16 protein-coding genes and 1 tRNA gene are annotated in these 20,197 nt (G+C 64.1%); 9 read left to right on the plus strand and 8 right to left on the minus strand.

Annotated elements, in window-relative coordinates:
* Window positions 1-205 precede the first annotated feature (205 nt).
* The 4 genes from valS to BW11_RS08320 form a co-directional block, all read right to left on the minus strand.
* Window positions 206-2,980, minus strand: a complete 2,775-nt coding sequence (valS, locus tag BW11_RS08305) for a valine--tRNA ligase (RefSeq protein WP_140445218.1) — start codon at window positions 2,978-2,980, stop codon at window positions 206-208.
* Window positions 2,981-3,034: 54 nt separating this feature from the next.
* Entirely contained in the window at window positions 3,035-4,756 is a 1,722-nt protein-coding gene (locus BW11_RS08310; RefSeq protein WP_140445217.1) for an ABC transporter substrate-binding protein, read from the minus strand.
* Between the two features lie 43 nt (window positions 4,757-4,799).
* Window positions 4,800-5,465, minus strand: a complete 666-nt coding sequence (nth, locus tag BW11_RS08315) for an endonuclease III (protein ID WP_181162543.1) — start codon at window positions 5,463-5,465, stop codon at window positions 4,800-4,802.
* A gap of 193 nt (window positions 5,466-5,658) precedes the next feature.
* Window positions 5,659-6,402, minus strand: a complete 744-nt coding sequence (locus tag BW11_RS08320) for a response regulator transcription factor (protein WP_181162550.1) — start codon at window positions 6,400-6,402, stop codon at window positions 5,659-5,661.
* A gap of 377 nt (window positions 6,403-6,779) precedes the next feature.
* Between BW11_RS08320 and BW11_RS08325 the strand changes: the two genes are divergently transcribed.
* Window positions 6,780-7,601: a hypothetical protein gene (locus tag BW11_RS08325; RefSeq protein ID WP_140445215.1), complete on the plus strand. Its 822-nt coding sequence runs from the start codon at window positions 6,780-6,782 to the stop codon at window positions 7,599-7,601.
* 52 nt (window positions 7,602-7,653) lie between these two features.
* Here BW11_RS08325 and BW11_RS08330 read toward each other — a convergent pair whose 3' ends face one another.
* The 3 genes from BW11_RS08330 to BW11_RS08340 form a co-directional block, all read right to left on the minus strand.
* Window positions 7,654-8,232, minus strand: coding sequence for a manganese efflux pump MntP family protein (locus BW11_RS08330; RefSeq protein WP_107043832.1), 579 nt, complete (start codon window positions 8,230-8,232; stop codon window positions 7,654-7,656).
* A 382-nt stretch (window positions 8,233-8,614) separates the two neighbouring features.
* Entirely contained in the window at window positions 8,615-9,109 is a 495-nt protein-coding gene (locus BW11_RS08335) for an inorganic diphosphatase (RefSeq protein WP_043165914.1), read from the minus strand.
* 67 nt (window positions 9,110-9,176) lie between these two features.
* The gene (locus tag BW11_RS08340) at window positions 9,177-11,465 is read right to left on the minus strand and encodes an alpha-1,4-glucan--maltose-1-phosphate maltosyltransferase (RefSeq protein WP_140445214.1); all 2,289 of its coding nucleotides are present in this window, start codon (window positions 11,463-11,465) and stop codon (window positions 9,177-9,179) included.
* Window positions 11,466-11,898: 433 nt separating this feature from the next.
* Between BW11_RS08340 and BW11_RS11590 the strand changes: the two genes are divergently transcribed.
* Complete coding sequence (locus BW11_RS11590; RefSeq protein WP_181162542.1) at window positions 11,899-13,008, plus strand: hypothetical protein; 1,110 nt, start codon at window positions 11,899-11,901, stop codon at window positions 13,006-13,008.
* A gap of 102 nt (window positions 13,009-13,110) precedes the next feature.
* On the opposite strand, the gene BW11_RS08350 is transcribed toward BW11_RS11590, so the two are convergent.
* Window positions 13,111-13,187: transfer RNA gene (locus BW11_RS08350), tRNA-Met, on the minus strand.
* A gap of 170 nt (window positions 13,188-13,357) precedes the next feature.
* Between BW11_RS08350 and metA the strand changes: the two genes are divergently transcribed.
* From metA to BW11_RS08385, 7 genes are all read left to right on the plus strand, one after another.
* Complete coding sequence (gene metA / locus BW11_RS08355; protein ID WP_043165908.1) at window positions 13,358-14,395, plus strand: homoserine O-succinyltransferase; 1,038 nt, start codon at window positions 13,358-13,360, stop codon at window positions 14,393-14,395.
* Window positions 14,396-14,961: 566 nt separating this feature from the next.
* A complete protein-coding gene (gene atpB / locus BW11_RS08360; protein WP_043165906.1) occupies window positions 14,962-15,774 on the plus strand; it encodes a F0F1 ATP synthase subunit A in 813 nt (270 codons plus the stop codon).
* A 119-nt stretch (window positions 15,775-15,893) separates the two neighbouring features.
* The gene (gene atpE / locus BW11_RS08365) at window positions 15,894-16,124 is read left to right on the plus strand and encodes an ATP synthase F0 subunit C (protein WP_043165904.1); all 231 of its coding nucleotides are present in this window, start codon (window positions 15,894-15,896) and stop codon (window positions 16,122-16,124) included.
* A gap of 54 nt (window positions 16,125-16,178) precedes the next feature.
* Window positions 16,179-16,700, plus strand: a complete 522-nt coding sequence (locus BW11_RS08370; RefSeq protein WP_107043793.1) for a F0F1 ATP synthase subunit B — start codon at window positions 16,179-16,181, stop codon at window positions 16,698-16,700.
* 47 nt (window positions 16,701-16,747) lie between these two features.
* On the plus strand, window positions 16,748-17,575 hold the full coding sequence (locus BW11_RS08375) for a F0F1 ATP synthase subunit delta (protein ID WP_043165901.1): 828 nt from the start codon (window positions 16,748-16,750) through the stop codon (window positions 17,573-17,575).
* 65 nt (window positions 17,576-17,640) lie between these two features.
* Window positions 17,641-19,269 carry a F0F1 ATP synthase subunit alpha gene (atpA, locus tag BW11_RS08380; RefSeq protein ID WP_140445213.1) on the plus strand — a complete coding sequence of 543 codons (1,629 nt, stop codon included), beginning with the start codon at window positions 17,641-17,643 and terminating at the stop codon, window positions 19,267-19,269.
* 3 nt (window positions 19,270-19,272) lie between these two features.
* The gene (locus BW11_RS08385; RefSeq protein WP_140445212.1) at window positions 19,273-20,193 is read left to right on the plus strand and encodes a F0F1 ATP synthase subunit gamma; all 921 of its coding nucleotides are present in this window, start codon (window positions 19,273-19,275) and stop codon (window positions 20,191-20,193) included.
* Window positions 20,194-20,197: the final 4 nt, after the last annotated feature.

Here is a 20,197-nt window from a genome sequence, read left to right on the forward strand (position 1 = left end):
CCTCACCGCTCCATGGGAATTTCGCCGCGCGATGGGAGACGGGACCGCGTCATGGAGGCGCCGTGCGGGTGCGGGTGCGGGTGCGGGTGCCATGCGGTGCCGTACAACGCGAAGTGGGCCCTGAATCCGTACTCATACGGATTCAGGGCCCACTGATGATTGCCGACTACCCCTCACGAGGGTCGTAGCCAACGAATGCCGAATGCTAGTTGCGCGGCTTCTTGGCCGGCGGCTCGCCGAGCTCGCTCTCCTCGACGATGACGTCGACGGCGGCCTCGGTCTCAGCCTTGGCGGCTGCGGCGGCGTCTGCTGCTGCCGCAGCCGTGGTCTTCACGGCCTTCGCGGCGGCGGCAAGGGCGGCGAAGTTGATCTTGCCGACCACGCGACCGGCCTCGGCGATGTCGTCGAGCGCGCCGGAGAGCGACTCGCGCACATCGTCGGCCACGCCCAGCGTGACGGACAGGATCGGGGTCTTCATCGAGACCTTGGCCTTGGACTTGATGCCACGCAGCGCGGCCAGCGCCTCACCGGCGTGGGTGAGCAGCTCCGGGGCGACCTTGAACGCGGCGGCCTCGTACACGTCCGGGGTCGGCCATGCGGCGCGGTGCACCGAACCGGCGTGCATCCAGCTCCACACCTCCTCGGTGGCGTACGGCAGGTACGGGGCGAGCAGGCGGGTGAACGCGTCGAGGCCGAGGCCCAGCGCGGTGCGCGCGGACTTCACCGCGGCCTCGCTCGGCACGTGGCCGGTCGCGTCGGCGGTGCCGTAGGCGCGGTTCTTGACCAGCTCGATGTAGTCGTCGCAGAACTGCCAGAAGTAGTTCTCGATCGCCTCAAGCGCCTTGGAGTGCTCGTAGGCGTTGAGCGCGGCGGTCGCCTCGCGCACGACCAGCGCCATCTTCGCCATCGCGGCGCGGTCGAGCGGCTCGGTCACGTCGGCCGGGTTCCACACCACGTCCGCGGCAGAGGAGACGTGATGGTTCTCGTCCTCGCGGCCGATCGCCAGCGCGAACTTCGTCGCGTTGAGCAGCTTGATCGCGAGGCGTCGGCCGATCTTCATCTGGCCCTCGTCGTACGTGGCGTCGAGGCCGAGACGCGCGGCTGCGGCCCAGTAGCGCACCGCGTCGGCGCCGAACTGCTCGATCGGCTTGTTCGGCACGACGACGTTGCCCTTGGACTTCGACATCTTCTTGTGATCCGGGTCGAGGATCCAGCCGGAGAGCGTGGTGTGCTCCCACGGCAGGCACTTGTTCTCGAGGTGCGCGCGATCCACGGAGCTGAACAGCCAGGTGCGGATGATGTCCTGACCCTGCGGACGCAGATCCATCGGGAACGTGGCCTTGAACAGGGCCTGGTTCTCCTCGCCGGGCTCCTCCCAGCGGGTCACGATCTGCGGGGTGAGCGAGGAGGTCGCCCACGTGTCCATGATGTCCTTCTCGGCCGTGAAGCCGCCGGGCACGTCACGCTGCGACTCGTCGAAGCCCTCCGGCACGTCGGTCGTCGGGTCGATCGGCAGGCGATCCTCGGACGGGGTGATCGGGTGGTCGTAATCCGCGGAACCGTCCTCGCGAACCGGGTACCACAGCGGGAACGGGACGCCGAAGAAGCGCTGGCGGGAGATCAGCCAGTCGCCGTTCAAGCCATGGACCCAGTTCTCGTAGCGCACGCGCATGAAGTCGGGGTGGAACTTGAGCTCGCGGCCGCGCTCGATGAGCTCGGCATTCAGCTTCTCGTCCGTGCCGCCGTTCTTCAGGTACCACTGGCGGGAGGTGACGATCTCGAGCGGCTTGTCGCCCTTCTCGTAGAAGTTCGTCATACGCTTGGTCGGAGTCGGCTCGCCGTCGAGGTCGCCGGACTCGCGCAGGTGGTCGACGATGATCTTGCGGGCGGAGAACGTGGTCTTGCCCTCGGTCTCCTCGAAGATCGCCTTGCCGCCCTCGTCGGTGATCCAGTCCGGCACGCTCGCGATGATGCGGCCGTTGCGCTGGATGATCGGACGGGTCGGCAGGCTCAGGTCACGCCACCATTCGACGTCGGTCACGTCGCCGAAGGTGCAGCACATCGCGATGCCGGCGCCCTTGTCCATCTCGGCGGCCGGGTGCGCGAGGATCGGCACCTTCACCTTGAACAGCGGGGAGTAGACGTACTGTCCGAAGTACTTCTTGTAGCGATCGTCGTCCGGGTGCGCGATCAGCGCGCCGCAGGCGGCCAGCAGCTCCGGGCGGGTCGTCTCGATGTAGATCGGGGTGCCGTCCTCGAAGCGGAAGGCGACCTTGTGATAGAAGCCCGGGTATTCGCGGCTTTCGAGTTCGGCCTGGGCCACGGCGGTCTGGAAGGTCACGTCCCACAGACCCGGGGCGTCCTTCTGATAGGCCTCGCCGCGCGCGAGATTGCGCAGGAACGCCTTCTGGGCCACGCGGCGCGGGTGTTCGCCGATGGTGTGGTAGGTCTGCGACCAGTCGATCGACAGGCCCAGCTTGCGCCACAGCGCCTCGAACAGCTTCTCGTCCTCGGCGGTGAGCTTCTCGCACAGTTCGATAAAGTTCTGACGCGAGCAGGGCACCTGGTCCTTCGCGTCGATCTTCTTGCCGTCGGTGCCTTCGAACGGCGGCTTGAAGTCGGGATCGTACTTCAGGGAGGTGTCGACGCGCACGCCGTAGTAGTTCTGCACGCGGCGCTCGGTCGGCAGGCCGTTGTCGTCCCAGCCCATCGGGTAGAAGACGTCGTAGCCCTGCATGCGCTTGAATCGGGCGATGACGTCGGTGTGCGTGTAGGAGAACACGTGGCCGACGTGCAGGTGGCCGGAGACGGTGGGCGGCGGGGTGTCGATGGAGTACACGGCCTTGCGGTCGCGCGTGTTGTTGAACTTGTACGTGCCCTGCTCGTCCCAGACGGCACGCCACTTGTCTTCGAGACCGTCGACGCCCACGCGGTCCGGCAGCGGGGTCAGGTTGGCGGTGATGGATTTGGCTTCAGTCATACAGGCGAGTCTATGCAGAATCGGTGACAATACTGGGTTCCCGCCTTACACGCTTCACTTGCGCGCCAGATCCGCGAGCGGCAGTCTATCGTCGGCCATCGCGGCCGTGTATCCCTCGATCCTCGTCGACGCCGCGATCGTGACCTTGCGCGCGTACAGCCAATCGCTCGCCGCGTCCTCGCTGATCGTGCGCGCGTACGTCTTGAGCCCGTTCGCGTAGGCGTCCTGACTGGTCGCGCCGACGGCGGCCTCATACTGCTGCTGTGCGGTCGCGTTCGTATAGTGCGAGGCCGATTCCGCGTCGGCGAACGATGCGGTGCCGTCCTCGCCGTCCAGTTCGGTGATCATCATCGTGAACCCGCGCGAGGCGACCCGTTCGGCCAGCTGCGCCTGATCGAGCACCTGCACGTCGACGACGAGACCCGCGGCGGTCATCTGATCGGCGATGGCGCGCGCGATCGACTCGTATCGCGCCGGCGTGATCAGCGTGAACGTGCCCAGATACCGCGAACCGAAGTAGGCGAGCAGCGACTGGGCCTGCGCCACGTCGTGCGTCAGCGTCGAGGTGAGATCCTCGTAGCCCGGCTCTAACGGTCCGATCGGTCCGCCGAGCGGCTTCGAGACGTCCGTCCGTCCGTTCAGGATCGCCTGCCTGTCGACGATCATGCGCAGCGACTGTCTCACGCGCGGCATGGATAGAGGGGAGTCGGCGTCATTATTGAACAGGAGCGTCACCTTGCGCGTGCTCACTCCGTCGACGGCCGTGAGCGATGTCGCGCCGCCCTGCGAGTCGGCGGCGATCGTCCGCGCGTTCGCGGGATCGGCCGGCACGGCCATGTCCAGCGAACCCTTCTTCGCCGCCGCGACGAGCGCCGCGTCGTCGGCGAAGTAGCGCAGTCGGATCGTGCCGGTTCGCGCGGCGCGTCCGATGTCGTCCTTGCCGCGATCGCCGTCCGCGTCGATCGATCGCGACGCGGACGTCCCGTCCGTGCGCGCGGTCAGGGTGATCGACTCTCCCTTGGCGAATCGCGAGACGGTGAACGGACCGGAGCCGAGCGCGCGCGTCGCGTAGTCGACGGTCGCATCGGCGTCGTAGACGATGCCGAGCCTGCCGGAGAGCGTGTACGGCAGCGTCGCATCGGGGTGACTCAACGTGATCCGCACGGTGCGCCGGTCCGGATTCGTGACCGATTCCAGCGCGGCGAACCGTTCGGCCGTACCCGGCCACTTCCCCTCGATCGCCCGTTGCAGCGAGGTGACGACGTCGGACGAGTCGAGCCTGTCGCCGTTGGAGAAGGTGAGATCGTCGCGCAGCGTGAACGTGAGCGTCTTGGCATCATCGGACGTCTTCCATGACGATGCGACCGCGGCGGTGAGCGTGTTGTCGTCGGCCCGTCCGACGAGCGTCTGATAGACGTTGCCGATCAGCGCGCGATCGAGTTCGGGGGATTCCGCGGTGCGGATGTCGAGCGTCTGCGGTGCGGCGGCATCGTTCTGGGGCGTCAGTCCTATGGTCGCCGAGGTCGTTGCGGGGGAGTCGGAGCGCACCACGTTCGACATATACGGCAGGGTGATGCGATGCGTGGTCACCGACCAGCCGGCCCACACCAGCAGGAACAGCGCGGTGGCGACGGCGAGGAACACGATCCACTGCTTCAGCCCGCTGCGGCCGCCCCGGGCGCGTGACCCGCGTCGCTCGCGCTGCTCGTCGGATGGCCCATCGGGCCGTCCGACCTGCCGATCGTCCCCGTGATTAGCGTTGTACATCCCTCTCATGCCGCCCAGTCTAGCGTCCAGAGGTGTGTAGGCGTTGTGATGCCTATACGATAGCGAACGACGGACACGTCTCGCGCAGCGGGCAGTTGTCGCAGTCGGGCTTGCGCGCGTGGCACACGTCGCGTCCGTGGAAGATGAGGCGATGGCTCAGGTCGGTCCAGTCCTCGGGCGGGAAGCAGGCGCAGATCTCCTTCTCGACCGCCACCGGATCCGATTTGGCGATGCGCCAGTCGGAGCGCCAGCGCAGGCGGCCGGTCACGCGCATCACATGCGTGTCGACCGGGAAGCCGGGGACGCCGAACGCGTTGCCGAGCACGACGTTCGCGGTTTTGCGCCCGACCCCGGGCAGGGTCACGAGTTCGTCCATCGTGCGGGGCACGCGCCCGCCGAATCGCTCGTCGAGCGCGGCGGCCAGTCCCAGCAGATGCTTCGACTTGGAACGGTAGAAGCCTAAGGGGCGGATGATCGACTCCACGTCCTCGGGATTCGCCGCCGCAAGATCGGCGGCTTCGGGGTAGCGCGCGAAAAGTTCGGGTGTGACCGTATTGACGCGTTTGTCGGTGGTCTGCGCGCTCAGCACCGTCGCGATGATGAGCTGCAGCGGATTGGCGAAGTCGAGCGCACACTTCGGCGCGGGGTAGCGTTCGCACAGGATCGCGTATTCGTCGTGCATGCGTGCGATTCGTGCCCGCTTCGATTCACGTGCCATCGCATACGCTTTCGTCGATGTCGGTAGTGTCGGCTCTCTTGCCAGTACTCTCTCGTACTCTCTCGCCATGAGGAGGGCGGTACTGGCCAGAGTAGTCGGAAAACAATGTGAGATTTCGCTCGATTTGCTGTCCAAAATGTGAACATCACAAATCGAGTGTCTCACTATTTGGACTTATTGGGTTCGCTCATCATCACTCATTAAGAGGGGAGTGCTTGGCGGCGTTCTTGGCGGCCGACTCTTCGGCCTCGTCGTCCGGCGGATCGAAACGGTAGCCGACGTTGCGCACGGTGCCGATGAGATGCTCGTACTCGCCGCCCAGCTTGGCGCGCAGACGACGGATGTGCACGTCGACGGTACGCGTGCCGCCGTAGTAGTCGTAGCCCCACACCTCCTGCAGCAGCTGGGCGCGCGTGAACACGCGTCCGGGGTGCTGGACCAGATACTTGAGCAGCTCGAACTCCTTGTAGGCCAGATCGATCGGACGGCCATGCAGGGAGGCGGTATAGCCGTTCGTATCCACGATGAGGTCGCCGGAGCGGATCTGACCGTCCTCCGTGGTCACGCCCTTGTCGCCGGAACCGGTGGAGGCCGCGGCGGTCGGGGAGTTGCCGCGCTCGGACACCAGTCGCAGACGGCCTTCCACCTCGGCCGGGGAGGCCGTGGAGACCACCACATCGGCGATACCCCACTGCGAGTTGACGACGGTGAAGCCGCCCTCGGTCAGGATCAGCACGATCGGCGTGGACAGGCCGGAGGCGTGGATGAGGTTGCACAGGGTCTTGGCCGTGGCGAGATCGTCGCGCGCGTCGAGGAACAGGATTGTGTTCTCCGGCATTTTCACCAGACTGGCCGCATCCATCGGCAGTACGCGCACGCGGTGTGACAGCAGGGCGAGCGAGGGCAGCACCGAAGCGGGATTGCTGGCGAACGTCATCAGCGTCAGATCAGTCACGTCTTGCCCCTCTTCTCTATCGGATTTCTTGGAATGGAAATCATGTTTCGGGATTGGCCGAAAACGGACGGGATGCCATGCGGGCCGTTCGGAAGTGGAACTTTCCGTACATGGAACCCTATGCGAATTCTTCAGCTCATTGTACGCGCATATCGCGGACACATAATGTTCACCTTTGTGATGCGTGGACGTCATGCGAACATCCGCGATGTGCGTTTCGCCGGCGCGGAAAGCCACTCCGCCGTGCATCCACGAGGTGCCATCCCGCATGGTGGGTAGGATTGACGGGAGTCAATAGGTCCGCCCGTGCGTCTGCCGTGGGGCGATCGGGCGACACGTGGGAACGTGGGGAGTGAATCATGAGCGAAGACAGCAAGACGACATGGTCGACCAAACGCGGGGTGATGCTCGGCGTACAGGTCGGCGTGTACCTCCTGTTCGCCGTATTCGGCGGTATATGGGCCGGTCTGTCGGTCTCCGGTGCCGATGCTGCGGCGAGGGGCGTTGCCGCACTGCCCTCGGGGGTGGCCCCCGCGCTCATCGCCGCGATGCTGCTGGTGCTGTTCTGGTTCCATGCGAACTGGCCGTTCCGCGCCACGCTGGTTGATCGCGCGATCGGCGTGATCGTGGGGCTCCTGTCCGTGCTCGCCGTTTCCTCGCCACTCATGTCGATCTACGGTATCTCCGATGAGCTCGCCGGTGACCCGCTGAAAATGCGCACCTATCCGATGGCGCGATGGGCGGCCGCCGTGGCCGGCCTGCTGGTGCTGCTGACGATCGTCTCGTTCGCGCGTCAGATGGCGCGCGAGAATCGTTCGCACCTGATCCGCGCGCTGTCCCACTGTGTGACCGGCGGCGCCGCGTCGATCTCGCTGGCAGGATGGTTCTATCTGCCGTATGTGGCGGTGGCGGGCCGGGCCGCGTTCGCCACGGCCGGTGCGGGCGATTCCACCGGTGTCGGTGTTTCGGCGAATGGTGGGGTCAGCCCCGCCGTGTTCATCGGCGTGGTTGTGGCGATGGCGCTGTTCGCCGTGATCCTCGCCGTCGCCTCCGTATGGTGGCTTGACGAGCTCGACCCCGACCCGAAGACCCGATCCCCGTGGATCGGCGTCGCCCTGCTGCCTGTCATGTTCTACGGCCTCGTCGTCTTCGCCGCAGCTCTCTTCCTCCAACTCGTATAACGGCGCCTCGATCTCCTTAATAGGATCCGACGCGCCTCGTGCGGGTATCGCGTCAGAACGCGATCAGGCCGAGGTGTTCGAGCAGCACCTTGACGCCGATGATGATGAGCACCACGCCGCCGGCGATCTGTGCCGGCTTCTGCCAGCGTGATCCGAAGACGCGGCCGATGTAGATGCCCGCGATCGAGAACAAGGCGGTCACGACACCCATCGATGTGACGGCGAAGGCCACGTTGAGCTGCATGAGGCCGAGGCTCACACCGACCGCGAACGCGTCGATGCTGCACGCCACGGCGAGCGGCAGCATGTGACGCCAATCGAATTCCGGCGTCTCCTTGGCGTTCTCCTCATCCTCCTCGAAGGCCTCGCGGATCATGTTGCCGCCGATGAACGCCAGCAGGCCGAAGATGATCCAGTGATCCACCGCGGTCACATAGGAGGCGAACGCCGCTGCGGCGAAGAAGCCGAGCAGCGGAAACAGCGCCTGGAATCCGCCGAACCACAATCCGCATTTGAGCGCGTCGACGAATCGGGCCTTATGCACGGTCAGACCCTTGCCGATGGAAATGGCGAATGCGTCCATCGCGACGGAAACGGAAATAAGCAACGACTGAACAATCATCGAAATCATGGTGTGCGTCAAATGGGTTCATCCCGATGCCGGCCGATGACGCGCAACAGTCGCGGTCACGACACGGTGAATCCCACGGGATGGGCCTCGACCAGCGTTCCCACACGCCGCCTACGCCTAAGTGAAATTACGGATGACCAGTGTACCGCTGCATATGGAAAAGCGGCCTTCCGAAATCAATCGGAAAGCCGCTTCAGTCAGCGTTCGTGACGGACGAGATCACTTCGCCGCGTTCGCGAGGCGCTCGCGCGCCTCCTTGATCTCCTTCTCGGCGACGGTCCTGCAATCATGGACGGCCTACGGCCGACTCATCATTGGCTCGGACACTGCCGTGTCCTCGCACGTCGCCGCCGGACAGTCCACCGGACTGTCCTGAACGAGATCACTTCGCCGCGTTCGCGAGGCGCTCGCGCGCCTCCTTGATCTCCTTCTCGGCGACGTCCGCACCGGTCCAGTAGTCGCCGGGCTTGACTTCCTTGCCGGGCTCGAGGGCCTTGTACTGCTCGAAGAAGTGCTTGATCTCCTTGAGGTGGAACTCGTTGACGTCCTTGACGTCCTGGATGTCGTCGTAACGGACGTCGGCCGGCACGCACAGCACCTTGTCGTCGCCGCCCTCCTCGTCCTCCATGTGGTACAGGGCCACGGCGCGGCACTCGATGACGCAGCCCGGGAACACGGAGTTCTTGACCATCACGAGCGCGTCGAGCGGATCGCCGTCCTCACCGAGGGTGCCCTCGATGTAGCCGTAGTCGTCCGGGTAGCCCATGGCGGTGAACAGCTCACGGTCCAGGAAGACGCGACCGGTCTCCTGATCGACCTCGTACTTGTTCTTCGAGCCGCGCGGGATCTCAACCACGACGTTGAAGGTTTCAGCCATAATCGGTTTTCTCCTATCGATATATCGGATGAATCGTCCTAACCACAATACCGCTTACGAGCGGGAATCAGTACTCCACGTGCAGCACGTGCGCCACATCGGCCCACGGTGCCAGCGACACGAAGTTGTCCCAGCTCCAGTCGAACTCGCGATCGGTCAGCTCGTCGCGCACATGAGCGCCCTTGTCCGGATCGATGCCGAGCGACGGCAGATCGAGGTGGATGGTGGACTGGTGCGCGTTGTGGCAGTCGAGATTGACGACCACGATCAGCGTCTCCGGCTTGCCCGATGCGGTCAGCTCGGCGGGCGTGTGGCGCGCGAAGGCGAGCACGTTCGGATCGGAGCTCTCAAGCACCGTGAGGTTGTGGTAGCCGAACGCGTCCACATGCTCGCGGCGGATCTTGTTGAGCGAGGTCAGCAGCTTGGCGATGCCGAACTTCTTGGCCAGCGACCAGTCGCGGACCTTGATCTCGTACTTCTCGTTGTCGATCTGCTCCTCGAATCCGGGGCGCTGCTTGTTCTCGATCAGCTCGAAGCCGTTGTAGATGCCCCACGACGGCGAGCCCATCGCGGCGAGCACCGCTCGCACCGCGTGGCCGGCGATGCCGTTGTCGCGCACGTAGGCGGTGAGGATGTCCGGCGTGGTCGGCCAGAACGTGTTGTGCTGGTAGTAGCCGTCGTCGCTGTTGGTCTCGGCGAGGTACTCGGAGAGCTCCTCCTTGGTGTTGCGCCACGGGAAGTAGCAGTGCGACTGCGTGAAGCCCACGTAGCTCAGCGCGCGCATCATGCCCGGGCGGGTGAACGCCTCGGCCAGGAAGATGACTTCCGGGTGACGCTTGGTCACGGCGGCGATGACGTCCTGCCAGAAGCGCACGGGCTTGGTGTGCGGGTTGTCGATGCGGAAGACCGTCACACCGGCCTCGATCCACAGCGTGAGGATGCGCTCGACCTCCTTCTCGATGCCGGGCATGTCCGCGTTGAAGTCGATCGGGTAGATGTCCTGATACTTCTTCGGCGGGTTCTCGGCGAACGCGATCGATCCGTCCGGCTTGGTGCGGAACCAGTTCGGGTGCTCCTTGACCCACGGGTGATCGGGCGAGCACTGCAGCGCGAAGTCGAGCGCGACCTCGAGACCCAGCTCATGCGCCTTGGCGGTGAGGGCCTTGAAGTCGTCCATCGTGCCGAGCTTCGGGTCGATGGTGTCATGGCCGCCCTCGGCCGAGCCGATGCCGAACACCGAACCCGGATCGTCCGGACCGGCGACCAGGGCGTTGTTCTTGCCCTTGCGGTTGGTCGTGCCGATCGGGAAGATCGGCGGCAGGTAGACGATGTCGAAGCCCTCGGCCTTCGCGCGCTCCAGTCCGGAGACGGACGTCTTCAGCGTGCCCTGGACGATCTTGTGCGTCTCCTGATCGATGTACGCGCCCTCGGAACGCGGGAAGAACTGGTACCAGGCGGCGAAGCTCGACTTCGGACGCTCGACCTTGAAGGTCTGCGGCGCGCTTTCGGACAGGCCGTCGCGCAGCGGGTTGGTCAGGTGCAGCTCCTTCACCTCATCGGAGGTGGCGGCCGCGAGACGCTCCTTGGGGGTGAGGGTCTTGTCCTCCATCACCTTGGCGGCGTCGCGCAGCATCTTGCGCTGGTGCTGCGGCAGGTGCGCGTCGGCGGTGCCGGCCCAGCGGTCCAGCAGCTGGGCGCCGGAGGCGAGCGCGTTCTCCACGTCGTCGTTGACCTCGACCTTGATCTTGGCGTCGTGCAGCCAGGAGGTGTACGTGTCCTCCCAGCCCTCGACCGTGACGGTCCACAGGCCCAGCTGGCGCTTGACGGCGGCGAAGTCGGGCTCCCACGGCTTGACGTCGGTGCGCTCGCCGCAGGTCAGTTCGACGGACCAGCGGTCGAGACCCGGGTTGATGCAGGTCATCTGGCGGCGCAGCATCTCCTTGCCGCGCGCGTTCCTGACGACCGCGGTGGCGCCGACCTTGGTACGGCCTTCGATGAACACCTGAGCGGTGACCTTGAACGGCTCGCCAAGTTCCACGCGCGCCGGGTAGATGCCGCGTTCCTCGTTCGGCGTGACGTCCATGACGTTGATGCGGCCGAACTGGCCTGGCTCCTCGATCGGCAGTGACGGCGCGGGCACCTCACCCGGTTCCGTGACGGTCTTCACGGTCGTCTTCGCGGCCTTGGCACGGGTAGTGCGGGTCGCGCGAGGCTTGCGTGCACGAGTGGTTTTTGCGGTCTTCTCGGCCTTCGCGGACTTCGTCTTCTCCGCGGCGGGCGTTGCGCTCGCGGCCGCGGTCTCATCGGTTACTGCTGCTGCGGTGTTAGCGTTTTCATTCGCAGTCTGCTGTGACATGGCGTCCTTCTCCTTACCTCTGCGCATATCGCGATGGATGATGCCATACGTCCCCATTGTAGGGGCCAAATGGCCGAAATAGTAAGGATGGTGTGGTTGATGGCGCCAAGATGACGTCCGGATGACGTCCGGATGACGTTCAAGATGGGGTGTTCCCCCTACTTGCGCCTGATCATGTGAGCGAGCACAACGTTGTCATGTGCCTGTTCCGGGCTGGACAGTCATCCACAACACGCCGAAGGAGAGGGTTTCCGTCCACATCGTCCGCATGACGGGACAAGAGGAGTGCGGAGCTGACAGTGTGGTCGCATGCGTCCGGTGAAGGGCATCGGACGATCCGTCGTTTCGCGACAGGCGCGGGGCGGATATGTAACACGCACGTAACATGCGCGATGATGCGCGATGGTTCGCGTGCGTGGGAAAGGACACAATCATGAGGAACGATATGCCACGCATTGCGTCGGATGGCCGATGGCGCCGTCCGCTCGTAGCCGGGGCGGCGCTGCTGGTCGCGGCCGCGATGATCGCGATGCCGGCGGGGACCGCGCACGCCGGACAGGCCGTGCGTGCCGATGCCGAAGTCGGCGTCGTGCGATCCACGGACGACGGCGCGAGCGGCATCGATGATGGCGACGGCGACGAGCGGCCCGAGCCCGAGCAGCCCGATCCGGACAAGCCGACGCCTGAGCCTGAGCCCGAACCCAATCCTGAGCCCGAACCTGAGCCAGAGCCCAATCCTGAACCTGAGCCGGAACCTGAACCTGGTCCCACGCAGAGCGAACCGAAGGCCACATCGCCGACCGCCCAACACAAGCCGGTCGGCGTCGGTTCGGCGATCGCCGACACCTTCGACGTGACGGGATTCCCCGACGACCACACCACCGTCGATGGGGATAAAGCGAACGTGACCGTCACCCTCTGGTGGTGGTCCGGAGGCGCGAACTTCGATACGATCAAGGCCGAGGACCTGTTCAGCGACCTCAATCGCCCGGTCGGCAACGAGGAGCCGTACGAGGACCGGAACCACAAGCGGATCGGCTCGTGGGAGTATCCGGCCGTCAACGGGCGTATCCGCATCGGCGACGGCGAGGAGGGGCCGGACGGCAAGCCGGTGACCATCACGGCCGACAAACCTGGCTGGTACGTGTTCATGTGGCGCTTCGATGGTGACGATCGTGCGAAGGCCGCAGCCACGCGATTCGACGATCTCGGCCACGCGCACGTCGTCATCGCCGACGGCGAGCAGGTCGACGACCCCGAGGAGCCCGGCCCCGCCCCGAATCCCAATCCCGAACCGGAGCCGGGTGAACCCGACGACAAGAACGAGCAGGATGGTGGCGACGCCCCGGCGCCCGATGCCGACAAGCAGAACGGAGACGGCAGCGACGTCGACATCCTCAAGCAGATCTCCGCGCAGAAATACGGCACCGGCAAAACCCTCGCCAAAACCGGCGTCAACGTCGGCGCCATCATCCTGATCGTCGTCTCCACGCTCGGAGTCGGGGCGTTCATGCTCGTCGTCATCCGCAGACATAAAGCGTGACCTCCCACGACCCGGCACCTGAAAACCTATAGTCCAGAAAACCGGCATAAGGAGAAAACGAAAATGGTCGAAAACCATGAAGGTTTTCGACCATTTGTTCGTTGGTAGCGGGGCATGGATTTGAACCATGGACCTCTGGGTTATGAGCCCAGCGAGCTACCGAGCTGCTCCACCCCGCGTCGGCTTGTCTTTGCGACAGCTCTATCTAATTTACCGTCGAATCGAAATACGTCAACCCCGGCGTGTCGCGCTGTAGTCGCCTCGAAAAGGAACGTGCTGATAGTCGGCCATAAGAAAGAAGTATGAGGGTCGCCGCGCCGCATATCCGCGCGCATACCATAATGAAGACATGCCTATCAAGATTCCCAGTGGCCTTCCGGCCAGAGCCATCCTCGACTCGGAGCGCATCTTCGCGCTCGAGAAGCCCGAAGCGGAGCGTCAGCGCGTCCGCCCGCTCAAACTGGTGATCCTGAACCTCATGCCCAAGAAGATCGAGACGGAGACCCAGCTGCTGCGTCTCATCTCGAAGTCGCCGCTGCAGGTCGAGGTCGACTTCATGAAGACCTCGACGCACGAGTCGACGCACGTGTCGGCCGACCACCTGCTCAAGTTCTACGAGAACCTCGACGCGTTCCGCGACAACTACTACGACGGCTTCGTCGTCACCGGCGCGCCGGTCGAGCATCTGCCGTTCGATCAGGTCGACTACTGGGAGGAGTTCAAGGCGATCCTCGACTGGGCGTCGACGCACGTCTTCTCGACGATGTACCTGTGTTGGGGCGCGATGGGCGCACTCAACTACCGATACGGCGTGCGCAAGGTCGATTACCCCACCAAGATCTTCGGCGTCTTCCCGCAGTATCTGCAGGACGAGTACTGCTTCCTGACCAACGGCTTCGACGAGATCGACCTGCAGCCACACTCGCGACTCGCCGGCGTGAACGAGGATGACGTTCGGGCGAACCCCGATCTGCAGATCCTCACGTGGGGGCCGCAATCGGGGCCGGGGCTCATCGCCACGCGCGACTTCTCCGAGGTGTTCGCGCTCGGGCACTGGGAGTACGGCAAGTACACGCTCAAGGAGGAGTACGAGCGTGATATGGCCAAGGGGCTCGACAACGTCCCGTTCCCGACCAACTACTTCCCGCATGACGATCCGAGCTTGGAGCCGCTGTTCGCGTGGCGCGCGCACGCCAACCTGCTGTGGCGCAACTGGCTCAACTGGGTGTATCAGACCACGCCGTACGACCTGACCGAGGTGCCGGAGCTTCGGGCCGAGAAGCGGCTCGGCACTGATCGCTCGATCCGCCACGAGCCGGGCGCTCCGCGTGAGGACGATTTCGCCCCGTTCCTTCATGACGGATACGGCGTGATCCGCGGGGAGTGACGATCCTTTCCGCGATGTCCATTCGTGATGTCCGTCCGTGTTGCGGACATGTGCATGTCGGGGAATGAACCATGTCGTGTCCGTATCGTGGACCGTCATGTTCAAGTAAAAGCGACACAATTGCTCGCTTGTGTGCGCAAATGTGCATTGCGACCGGCTCCATCGGGGCTGATCTGCACATATATCTGCATGTATATCGCGCTCGAAAGATAGACAAATCGCCGCGAAACGCCCGGGAAACGGGCGGAAATCCGCGGTTTTGCAGCAAAGACCCGAACAACTTCGGGAAAACCCCGGAACCGGCTTGCAATTGTCCGAACGAAGGCAAATAATTTGCATCAGTCATTCGGAGCCGAATGCCGTGAGGATGCGTTCGGCTGAACGCATATCCAACGGCATACGGTGCCATGACCCGCACGGAACAGAGAAGAGGACGGTTCGCCGCCCGGCGCCTGAACTCCTGCATGCAGCCGCGAACCGACCGCATGCACGGTAACGTCTCGGACATATTCCCCGCACCGTCGGGTATAGACTGACAGCTGATTTCAAGAAGCAGGAGGCGTGGAATGGTAGGAGAGTTCGCTTCGAGCGTGCTGCTGGCGGCAGCTGAGCCCGAACTGCCGAGCGTCAACGACTTTCTCCCCCCGGAGATCCTGTTCCAAGGGACTCCGTTCGCGATCAACCGCATCATCCTCATCCGTATCGTCGCCACCGTCGTGCTCCTCGTGGTGCTTGGCCTGACCGCAAGCCGTGCCAAGCTGATTCCGGGCCGCTGGCAGGGCGTCGTCGAATACGGCATCGAGTTCGTTCGAGACAAGATCGTCTACGACGTGATGGGCGAGGTCCGCGGCAAGCGATACGTGCCGATGATCGCGACGCTGTTCTTCACGATCTTCGTATTCAATCTGTGCGGCATCATCCCGGGCATGAACATGGCGGCCACCGCCACGGTCGTGATGCCTCTGGTGTTCGCCGTCTGGACGCTGATCCAGTACTGGATCGCGGCCATCCGCGAGCAGGGCCTCGGCCACTACCTGCGCCACGAGCTGTTCACGCCGGGCGTGCCGTGGCCGGTCTACATCCTGCTCGCCCCGATCAACATCCTCGAGCTGCTCATCATCCGTCCGGCGTCCCTGACGATCCGTCTGTTCGCCAACATGGTCTCCGGCCACCTCATGGTCGCGACCTGCCTCGCGTTCGCGCAGTACTGGATGGTCGACGCGGTCAACAAGATGCAGGGCATCCCGGTCGGTGCCGTGTGGTTCCTCGGCGGCGCGGCCATGACCTGCTTCGAGGCGTTCGTCGCCTTCCTGCAGGCCTACGTGTTCGCCATCCTCTCGACCGTGTACATCAACCTGAGCTACCCGGAGGCCGACTGACCGGTCGCCCGGCTGATTCCTCCGGATCGCTAGCGTCGCGGCGGCATCGCCGACAGGCGCCCCACCCGGAGGACCCCCAAGATTTATAACGTCTACCGAACGTTAGAAAGGATACAGAAATGGATATCATCACCCTCGCAGAGGTCACCGGCAGCCTGTCCGTCATCGGTTACGGCCTCGGCACCCTGGGCCCTGGCATCGGCCTCGGCATCCTCTTCGGCAAGGCCATGGAGTCCACCGCCCGTCAGCCTGAGATGTCCGGCAAGATCCAGACCATCATGTTCATCGGCCTGGCTCTGGTCGAGGTGCTGGCCCTCATCGGCTTCGTCGCCGCCCTGATCATCAAGTAAGCGATCAGACCCACAGACGAAAACCGATATGTCCATCACTGAAAGGAGGGCTTGATGACACTCGCGGCAGACGGAATCCAGCTGTTCATTCCGCAGGTCTACGACATCGTATGGTCTTTGATCATCCTCGTCATCGTTGCGGTGTTCTTCTACAAGTTCTTCATGCCGAAGTTCAACGCGATCTTCGACGAACGTGCGGCCAGGATCGAAGGCAACATCGCCAAGGCCGAGCAGGCCAAGAAGGACGCCGACGAAGCCAAGGCCAAGTATGAGGCGCAGCTGAGCACCGCTCGCGTCGAGGCGGCCAAGATCCGCGACGACGCCCGCGCCGAGGCATCGCATATCATCGCCGACGCACGTTCCCGCGCCGAATCCGACGCGGCGCAGATCACCGCCAACGCGCAGCGCTCCATCGAATCGCAGCACCGTCAGGCGATGGTCAGCCTCAAGGGCGAAGTCGGCACGCTTGCCGCGGCCCTCGCCGGCAAGATCCTCGGCTCCAAGCTCGAGAACGCCGACGTGCAGTCGTCGATGATCGACCAGATGATCGACGATCTGGACAGCGACAAGAAGTGACTTCGTCAATAACGTCGTCAATGACGTCAAGGAAAGGGAGGTGACCAATGCGAGGAGAGGCATCGCGCATCGCTGATCGCGTCTCACGTGACTCGCTGGCACCCAAGCTGCGTGATGCGGGCGAGGAGAACTGGCGCATCGGGAACGAACTGTTCTCGCTGACCAGCGTACTCGACCACAACATCCAGCTTGAACGCGCGCTCACCGACCCGTCGCGCCCGGTGGCCGACAAGGTCGCCGTGCTTGAGACGCTGGTCGGCGGCAAGGCCCATCCGCTGACGATGGAGATCATGACCGATCTGGTCTCGCGCCGGTGGAGCCGCGCCAAGGACATCGCCAACGCCGTCGAGGACTTCGGCGTCGACGCGATGATGTACTACGCGGACGCCACGGACGCCACCCTCAAGGTCTCCGTCGAGCTGGCCGAGCTGCATTCGGCCCTGCTGGGACTACCGGTCGTGCGCGCCAAGCTGTACGACGATCAGGCGCCGAGCGAGGCCCGTGTGAAGCTGTTCCACGAGCTGTTCGACGACAAGCATCTCAACAAGGTCACGGAGCGTCTCGCCGAGCACGCCACCTGCAACCTGCGTCGCCGCCGCTATCTGGAGACCATCCAGTGGCTGATCAACAAGTTCTCCCGTCATATGGGCGAGTCGATGGTCACCGTGACCACCGCCTCCCCGCTGACGAAGGAGCAGATCGCCCGACTGACCAAGGTGTACTCCGCCAAGGCCGGACGCGCGGTCCACATCAACTCGGTGGTCGACCCGTCCGTGCTGGGCGGCATGCGCATCCAGATCGGCGACGAGGTCACGGACAACACCGTGGTCGCGCAGCTCGAGAACCTGCGTCGCACCGTCAAGGCGGAGTCCTGACACCGCCTGACACCCAAGTTTTCAAGACTTGACCCGAATAATAGATAAGTAATGAAGGAGTGATCATGGCAGAACTGACCATCGATCCCGCCTCGATTCGCAAGGCCCTGGACGACTTCGTGTCGTCCTACAAGCCGAGCGACAATCCCACTCAGGAAGTGGGATATGTCGCCACGGCCGGTGACGGCATTGCGCACGTGACGGGATTGCCTGGTTGCATGGCCAATGAGCTGCTGACGTTCGAAGACGGCACGCTCGGCCTGGCGTTCAACCTTGACGCCCGTGAGATCGGCGTGGTTATCCTCGGCGATTTCGCTGGAATCGAGGAAGGCCAGGAAGTGCGCCGCACGGGCGAAGTGCTCTCCGTGCCGGTCGGCGACGGCTATCTCGGCCGTGTCGTCGATCCGCTGGGCAAGCCGATCGACGGCCTCGGCGAGATCAAGAGCGAGGGACGCCGCATCCTCGAGGCTCAGGCCCCGGACGTGATGCACCGTCACCCGGTCGACGAGCCGCTGTCCACCGGCCTCAAGGCCATCGACGCGATGACGCCGATCGGCCGCGGCCAGCGTCAGCTCATCATCGGCGACCGCCAGACGGGCAAGACCGCCATCGCGATCGATACGATCATCAACCAGAAGGCCAACTGGGAATCCGGTGATCCGAAGAAGCAGGTGCGCTGCATCTATGTGGGCGTCGGCCAGAAGGGCTCGACCATCGCTTCGGTCAAGCAGAGCCTCGAGGACGCGGGCGCCATGGAGTACACGACCATCGTCGCCTCCCCGGCCTCCGATTCCGCCGGCTTCAAGTACATCGCCCCGTACACCGGCTCGGCCATCGGCCAGCACTGGATGTACAACGGCAAGCACGTCCTCATCGTCTTCGACGACCTGTCGAAGCAGGCCGAGGCGTACCGCTCGATCTCGCTGCTGCTGCGCCGCCCGCCGGGGCGCGAGGCCTACCCGGGTGATGTCTTCTACCTGCACTCCCGTCTGCTCGAACGCTGCGCGAAGGTCTCCGACGACCTCGGCGGCGGCTCGATGACGGGTCTGCCGATCGTCGAGACGAAGGCGAACGACGTGTCCGCCTACATCCCGACCAATGTGATCTCCATCACCGACGGCCAGATCTTCCTTCAGTCCGATCTGTTCAACGCCAACCAGCGTCCCGCCGTGGACGTCGGTATCTCCGTCTCGCGAGTCGGTGGCGCGGCCCAGACCAAGGCCCTGAAGAAGGTCTCCGGTACGCTGAAGATCTCCCTGGCGCAGTACCGTTCGCTGGAATCCTTCGCGATGTTCGCGTCCGATCTGGACGCCGCGTCCAAGGCCCAGCTGACCCGTGGCGCCCACCTGACCGAGCTGTTGAAGCAGCCGCAGTTCCACCCGTACTCGATGGAGCAGGAGGTCGTGTCCGTCTGGACCGGCACCCACGGCAAGCTCGATGACCTCGAGCTGTCCGATGTGCTTCCGTTCGAGCAGGGTCTGCTCGACTACCTCGACCACAACACCGATATCCTGAAGACCATCCGTGACACCGAGGACTTCACCGCCGACACCGAAAAGGCTCTTGCCAAGGCCGTCGACGAGTTCCGCGCCACCTTCGTCACCTCCGCTGGCAAGCCGCTGGTGGAGAAGAAGCCGAACGCGGCTCAGGCCACCCCGGTCGATCAGGAAAAGATCGTGGCGGGAGAGAAATAAGCCATGGGCTCGCAACTCGCATTGAAATCACGCATCCGCTCCACGGAGTCGTTGGAGAAGATCTTCAACGCCCAGGAGATGATCGCGTCTTCGCACATCGCCAAGGCCCGTGACGTGGCCCTGAACGCGAAGCCGTACACCGATGCGATTTTCGATGCCGTGCAAGCGTTGGTGGCGCATACCCATATCACGCATCCGATCGCGGTGAAGGACGAGAAGAACCCGCGCGTGGCTGTTCTCGCCCTCACCTCGGATCGTGGCATGGCCGGCCCGTACACCTCTTCGATCATCCGCGAGACCGAGTCGCTGCTGGCTCGTCTCGAGGGTGACGGCAAAAAGCCGGAGCTGTTCGTGTACGGGCGTCGCGGTTCGACGTACTACAAGTACCGCAACCGTGACGTCGTGGCCACATGGGAGGGCGACACCGACCAGCCCGGCGTGGAAATCGCCGAGACGATCTCCAACACGCTGCTGGACGCCTACATGAAGCCGGCGGATCAGGGCGGAGTCTCGGAACTCTACATCGTCTACACCGAGTTCATCAACATGGTGGTCCAGAAGGTCCGCGTGCTGCGCATGCTGCCGGTCGAGATCGTGGAGGCCCCCGCGACCGCGCCCGAGGTCGGCGAGGAGCCGAACAAGGACAAGATGGCTCCGCTGTACGTCTTCGAGCCCAGCCTTGAGAAGGTGCTCGACGCGATTCTGCCGAAGTACATCCAGTCGCGTATCCACGAGTGTCTGCTGACCGCGGCCGCTTCGGAGACCGCCAGCCGTCAGAACGCCATGCACACGGCGACCGACAACGCACGCAATCTGATTGACTCCCTGACCCGCAAGCTCAACGCCTCGCGTCAGGCATCGATCACCCAGGAACTTACCGAGATCATCGGCAGCGCCGATGCTCTGAATACAAAGGAAGAGTAGGAAC

It is taken from the genome of Bifidobacterium sp. UTCIF-38, from assembly GCF_006454495.1.
GTDB classification, from domain to species: domain Bacteria; phylum Actinomycetota; class Actinomycetes; order Actinomycetales; family Bifidobacteriaceae; genus Bifidobacterium; species Bifidobacterium callitrichos.

Excerpts from the sequence above, each read along its gene's own strand:
- atpA (WP_140445213.1), top strand. The coding sequence starts at position 17,641 with ATGGCAGAACTGACCATCGATCCCGCCTCGATTCGCAAGGCCCTGGAC.
- atpE (WP_043165904.1), top strand. The coding sequence starts at position 15,894 with ATGGATATCATCACCCTCGCAGAGGTCACCGGCAGCCTGTCCGTCATC.
- valS (WP_140445218.1), bottom strand. The coding sequence starts at position 2,980 with ATGACTGAAGCCAAATCCATCACCGCCAACCTGACCCCGCTGCCGGAC.
- BW11_RS08375 (WP_043165901.1), top strand. The coding sequence starts at position 16,748 with ATGCGAGGAGAGGCATCGCGCATCGCTGATCGCGTCTCACGTGACTCG.
- BW11_RS08330 (WP_107043832.1), bottom strand. The coding sequence starts at position 8,232 with ATGATTTCGATGATTGTTCAGTCGTTGCTTATTTCCGTTTCCGTCGCG.
- BW11_RS08385 (WP_140445212.1), top strand. The coding sequence starts at position 19,273 with ATGGGCTCGCAACTCGCATTGAAATCACGCATCCGCTCCACGGAGTCG.
- BW11_RS08335 (WP_043165914.1), bottom strand. The coding sequence starts at position 9,109 with ATGGCTGAAACCTTCAACGTCGTGGTTGAGATCCCGCGCGGCTCGAAG.
- BW11_RS11590 (WP_181162542.1), top strand. The coding sequence starts at position 11,899 with ATGAGGAACGATATGCCACGCATTGCGTCGGATGGCCGATGGCGCCGT.
- BW11_RS08340 (WP_140445214.1), bottom strand. The coding sequence starts at position 11,465 with ATGTCACAGCAGACTGCGAATGAAAACGCTAACACCGCAGCAGCAGTA.
- BW11_RS08370 (WP_107043793.1), top strand. The coding sequence starts at position 16,179 with ATGACACTCGCGGCAGACGGAATCCAGCTGTTCATTCCGCAGGTCTAC.
- atpB (WP_043165906.1), top strand. The coding sequence starts at position 14,962 with ATGGTAGGAGAGTTCGCTTCGAGCGTGCTGCTGGCGGCAGCTGAGCCC.
- BW11_RS08325 (WP_140445215.1), top strand. The coding sequence starts at position 6,780 with ATGAGCGAAGACAGCAAGACGACATGGTCGACCAAACGCGGGGTGATG.
- BW11_RS08320 (WP_181162550.1), bottom strand. The coding sequence starts at position 6,402 with ATGACGTTCGCCAGCAATCCCGCTTCGGTGCTGCCCTCGCTCGCCCTG.
- nth (WP_181162543.1), bottom strand. The coding sequence starts at position 5,465 with ATGGCACGTGAATCGAAGCGGGCACGAATCGCACGCATGCACGACGAA.
- metA (WP_043165908.1), top strand. The coding sequence starts at position 13,358 with ATGCCTATCAAGATTCCCAGTGGCCTTCCGGCCAGAGCCATCCTCGAC.
- BW11_RS08310 (WP_140445217.1), bottom strand. The coding sequence starts at position 4,756 with ATGAGAGGGATGTACAACGCTAATCACGGGGACGATCGGCAGGTCGGA.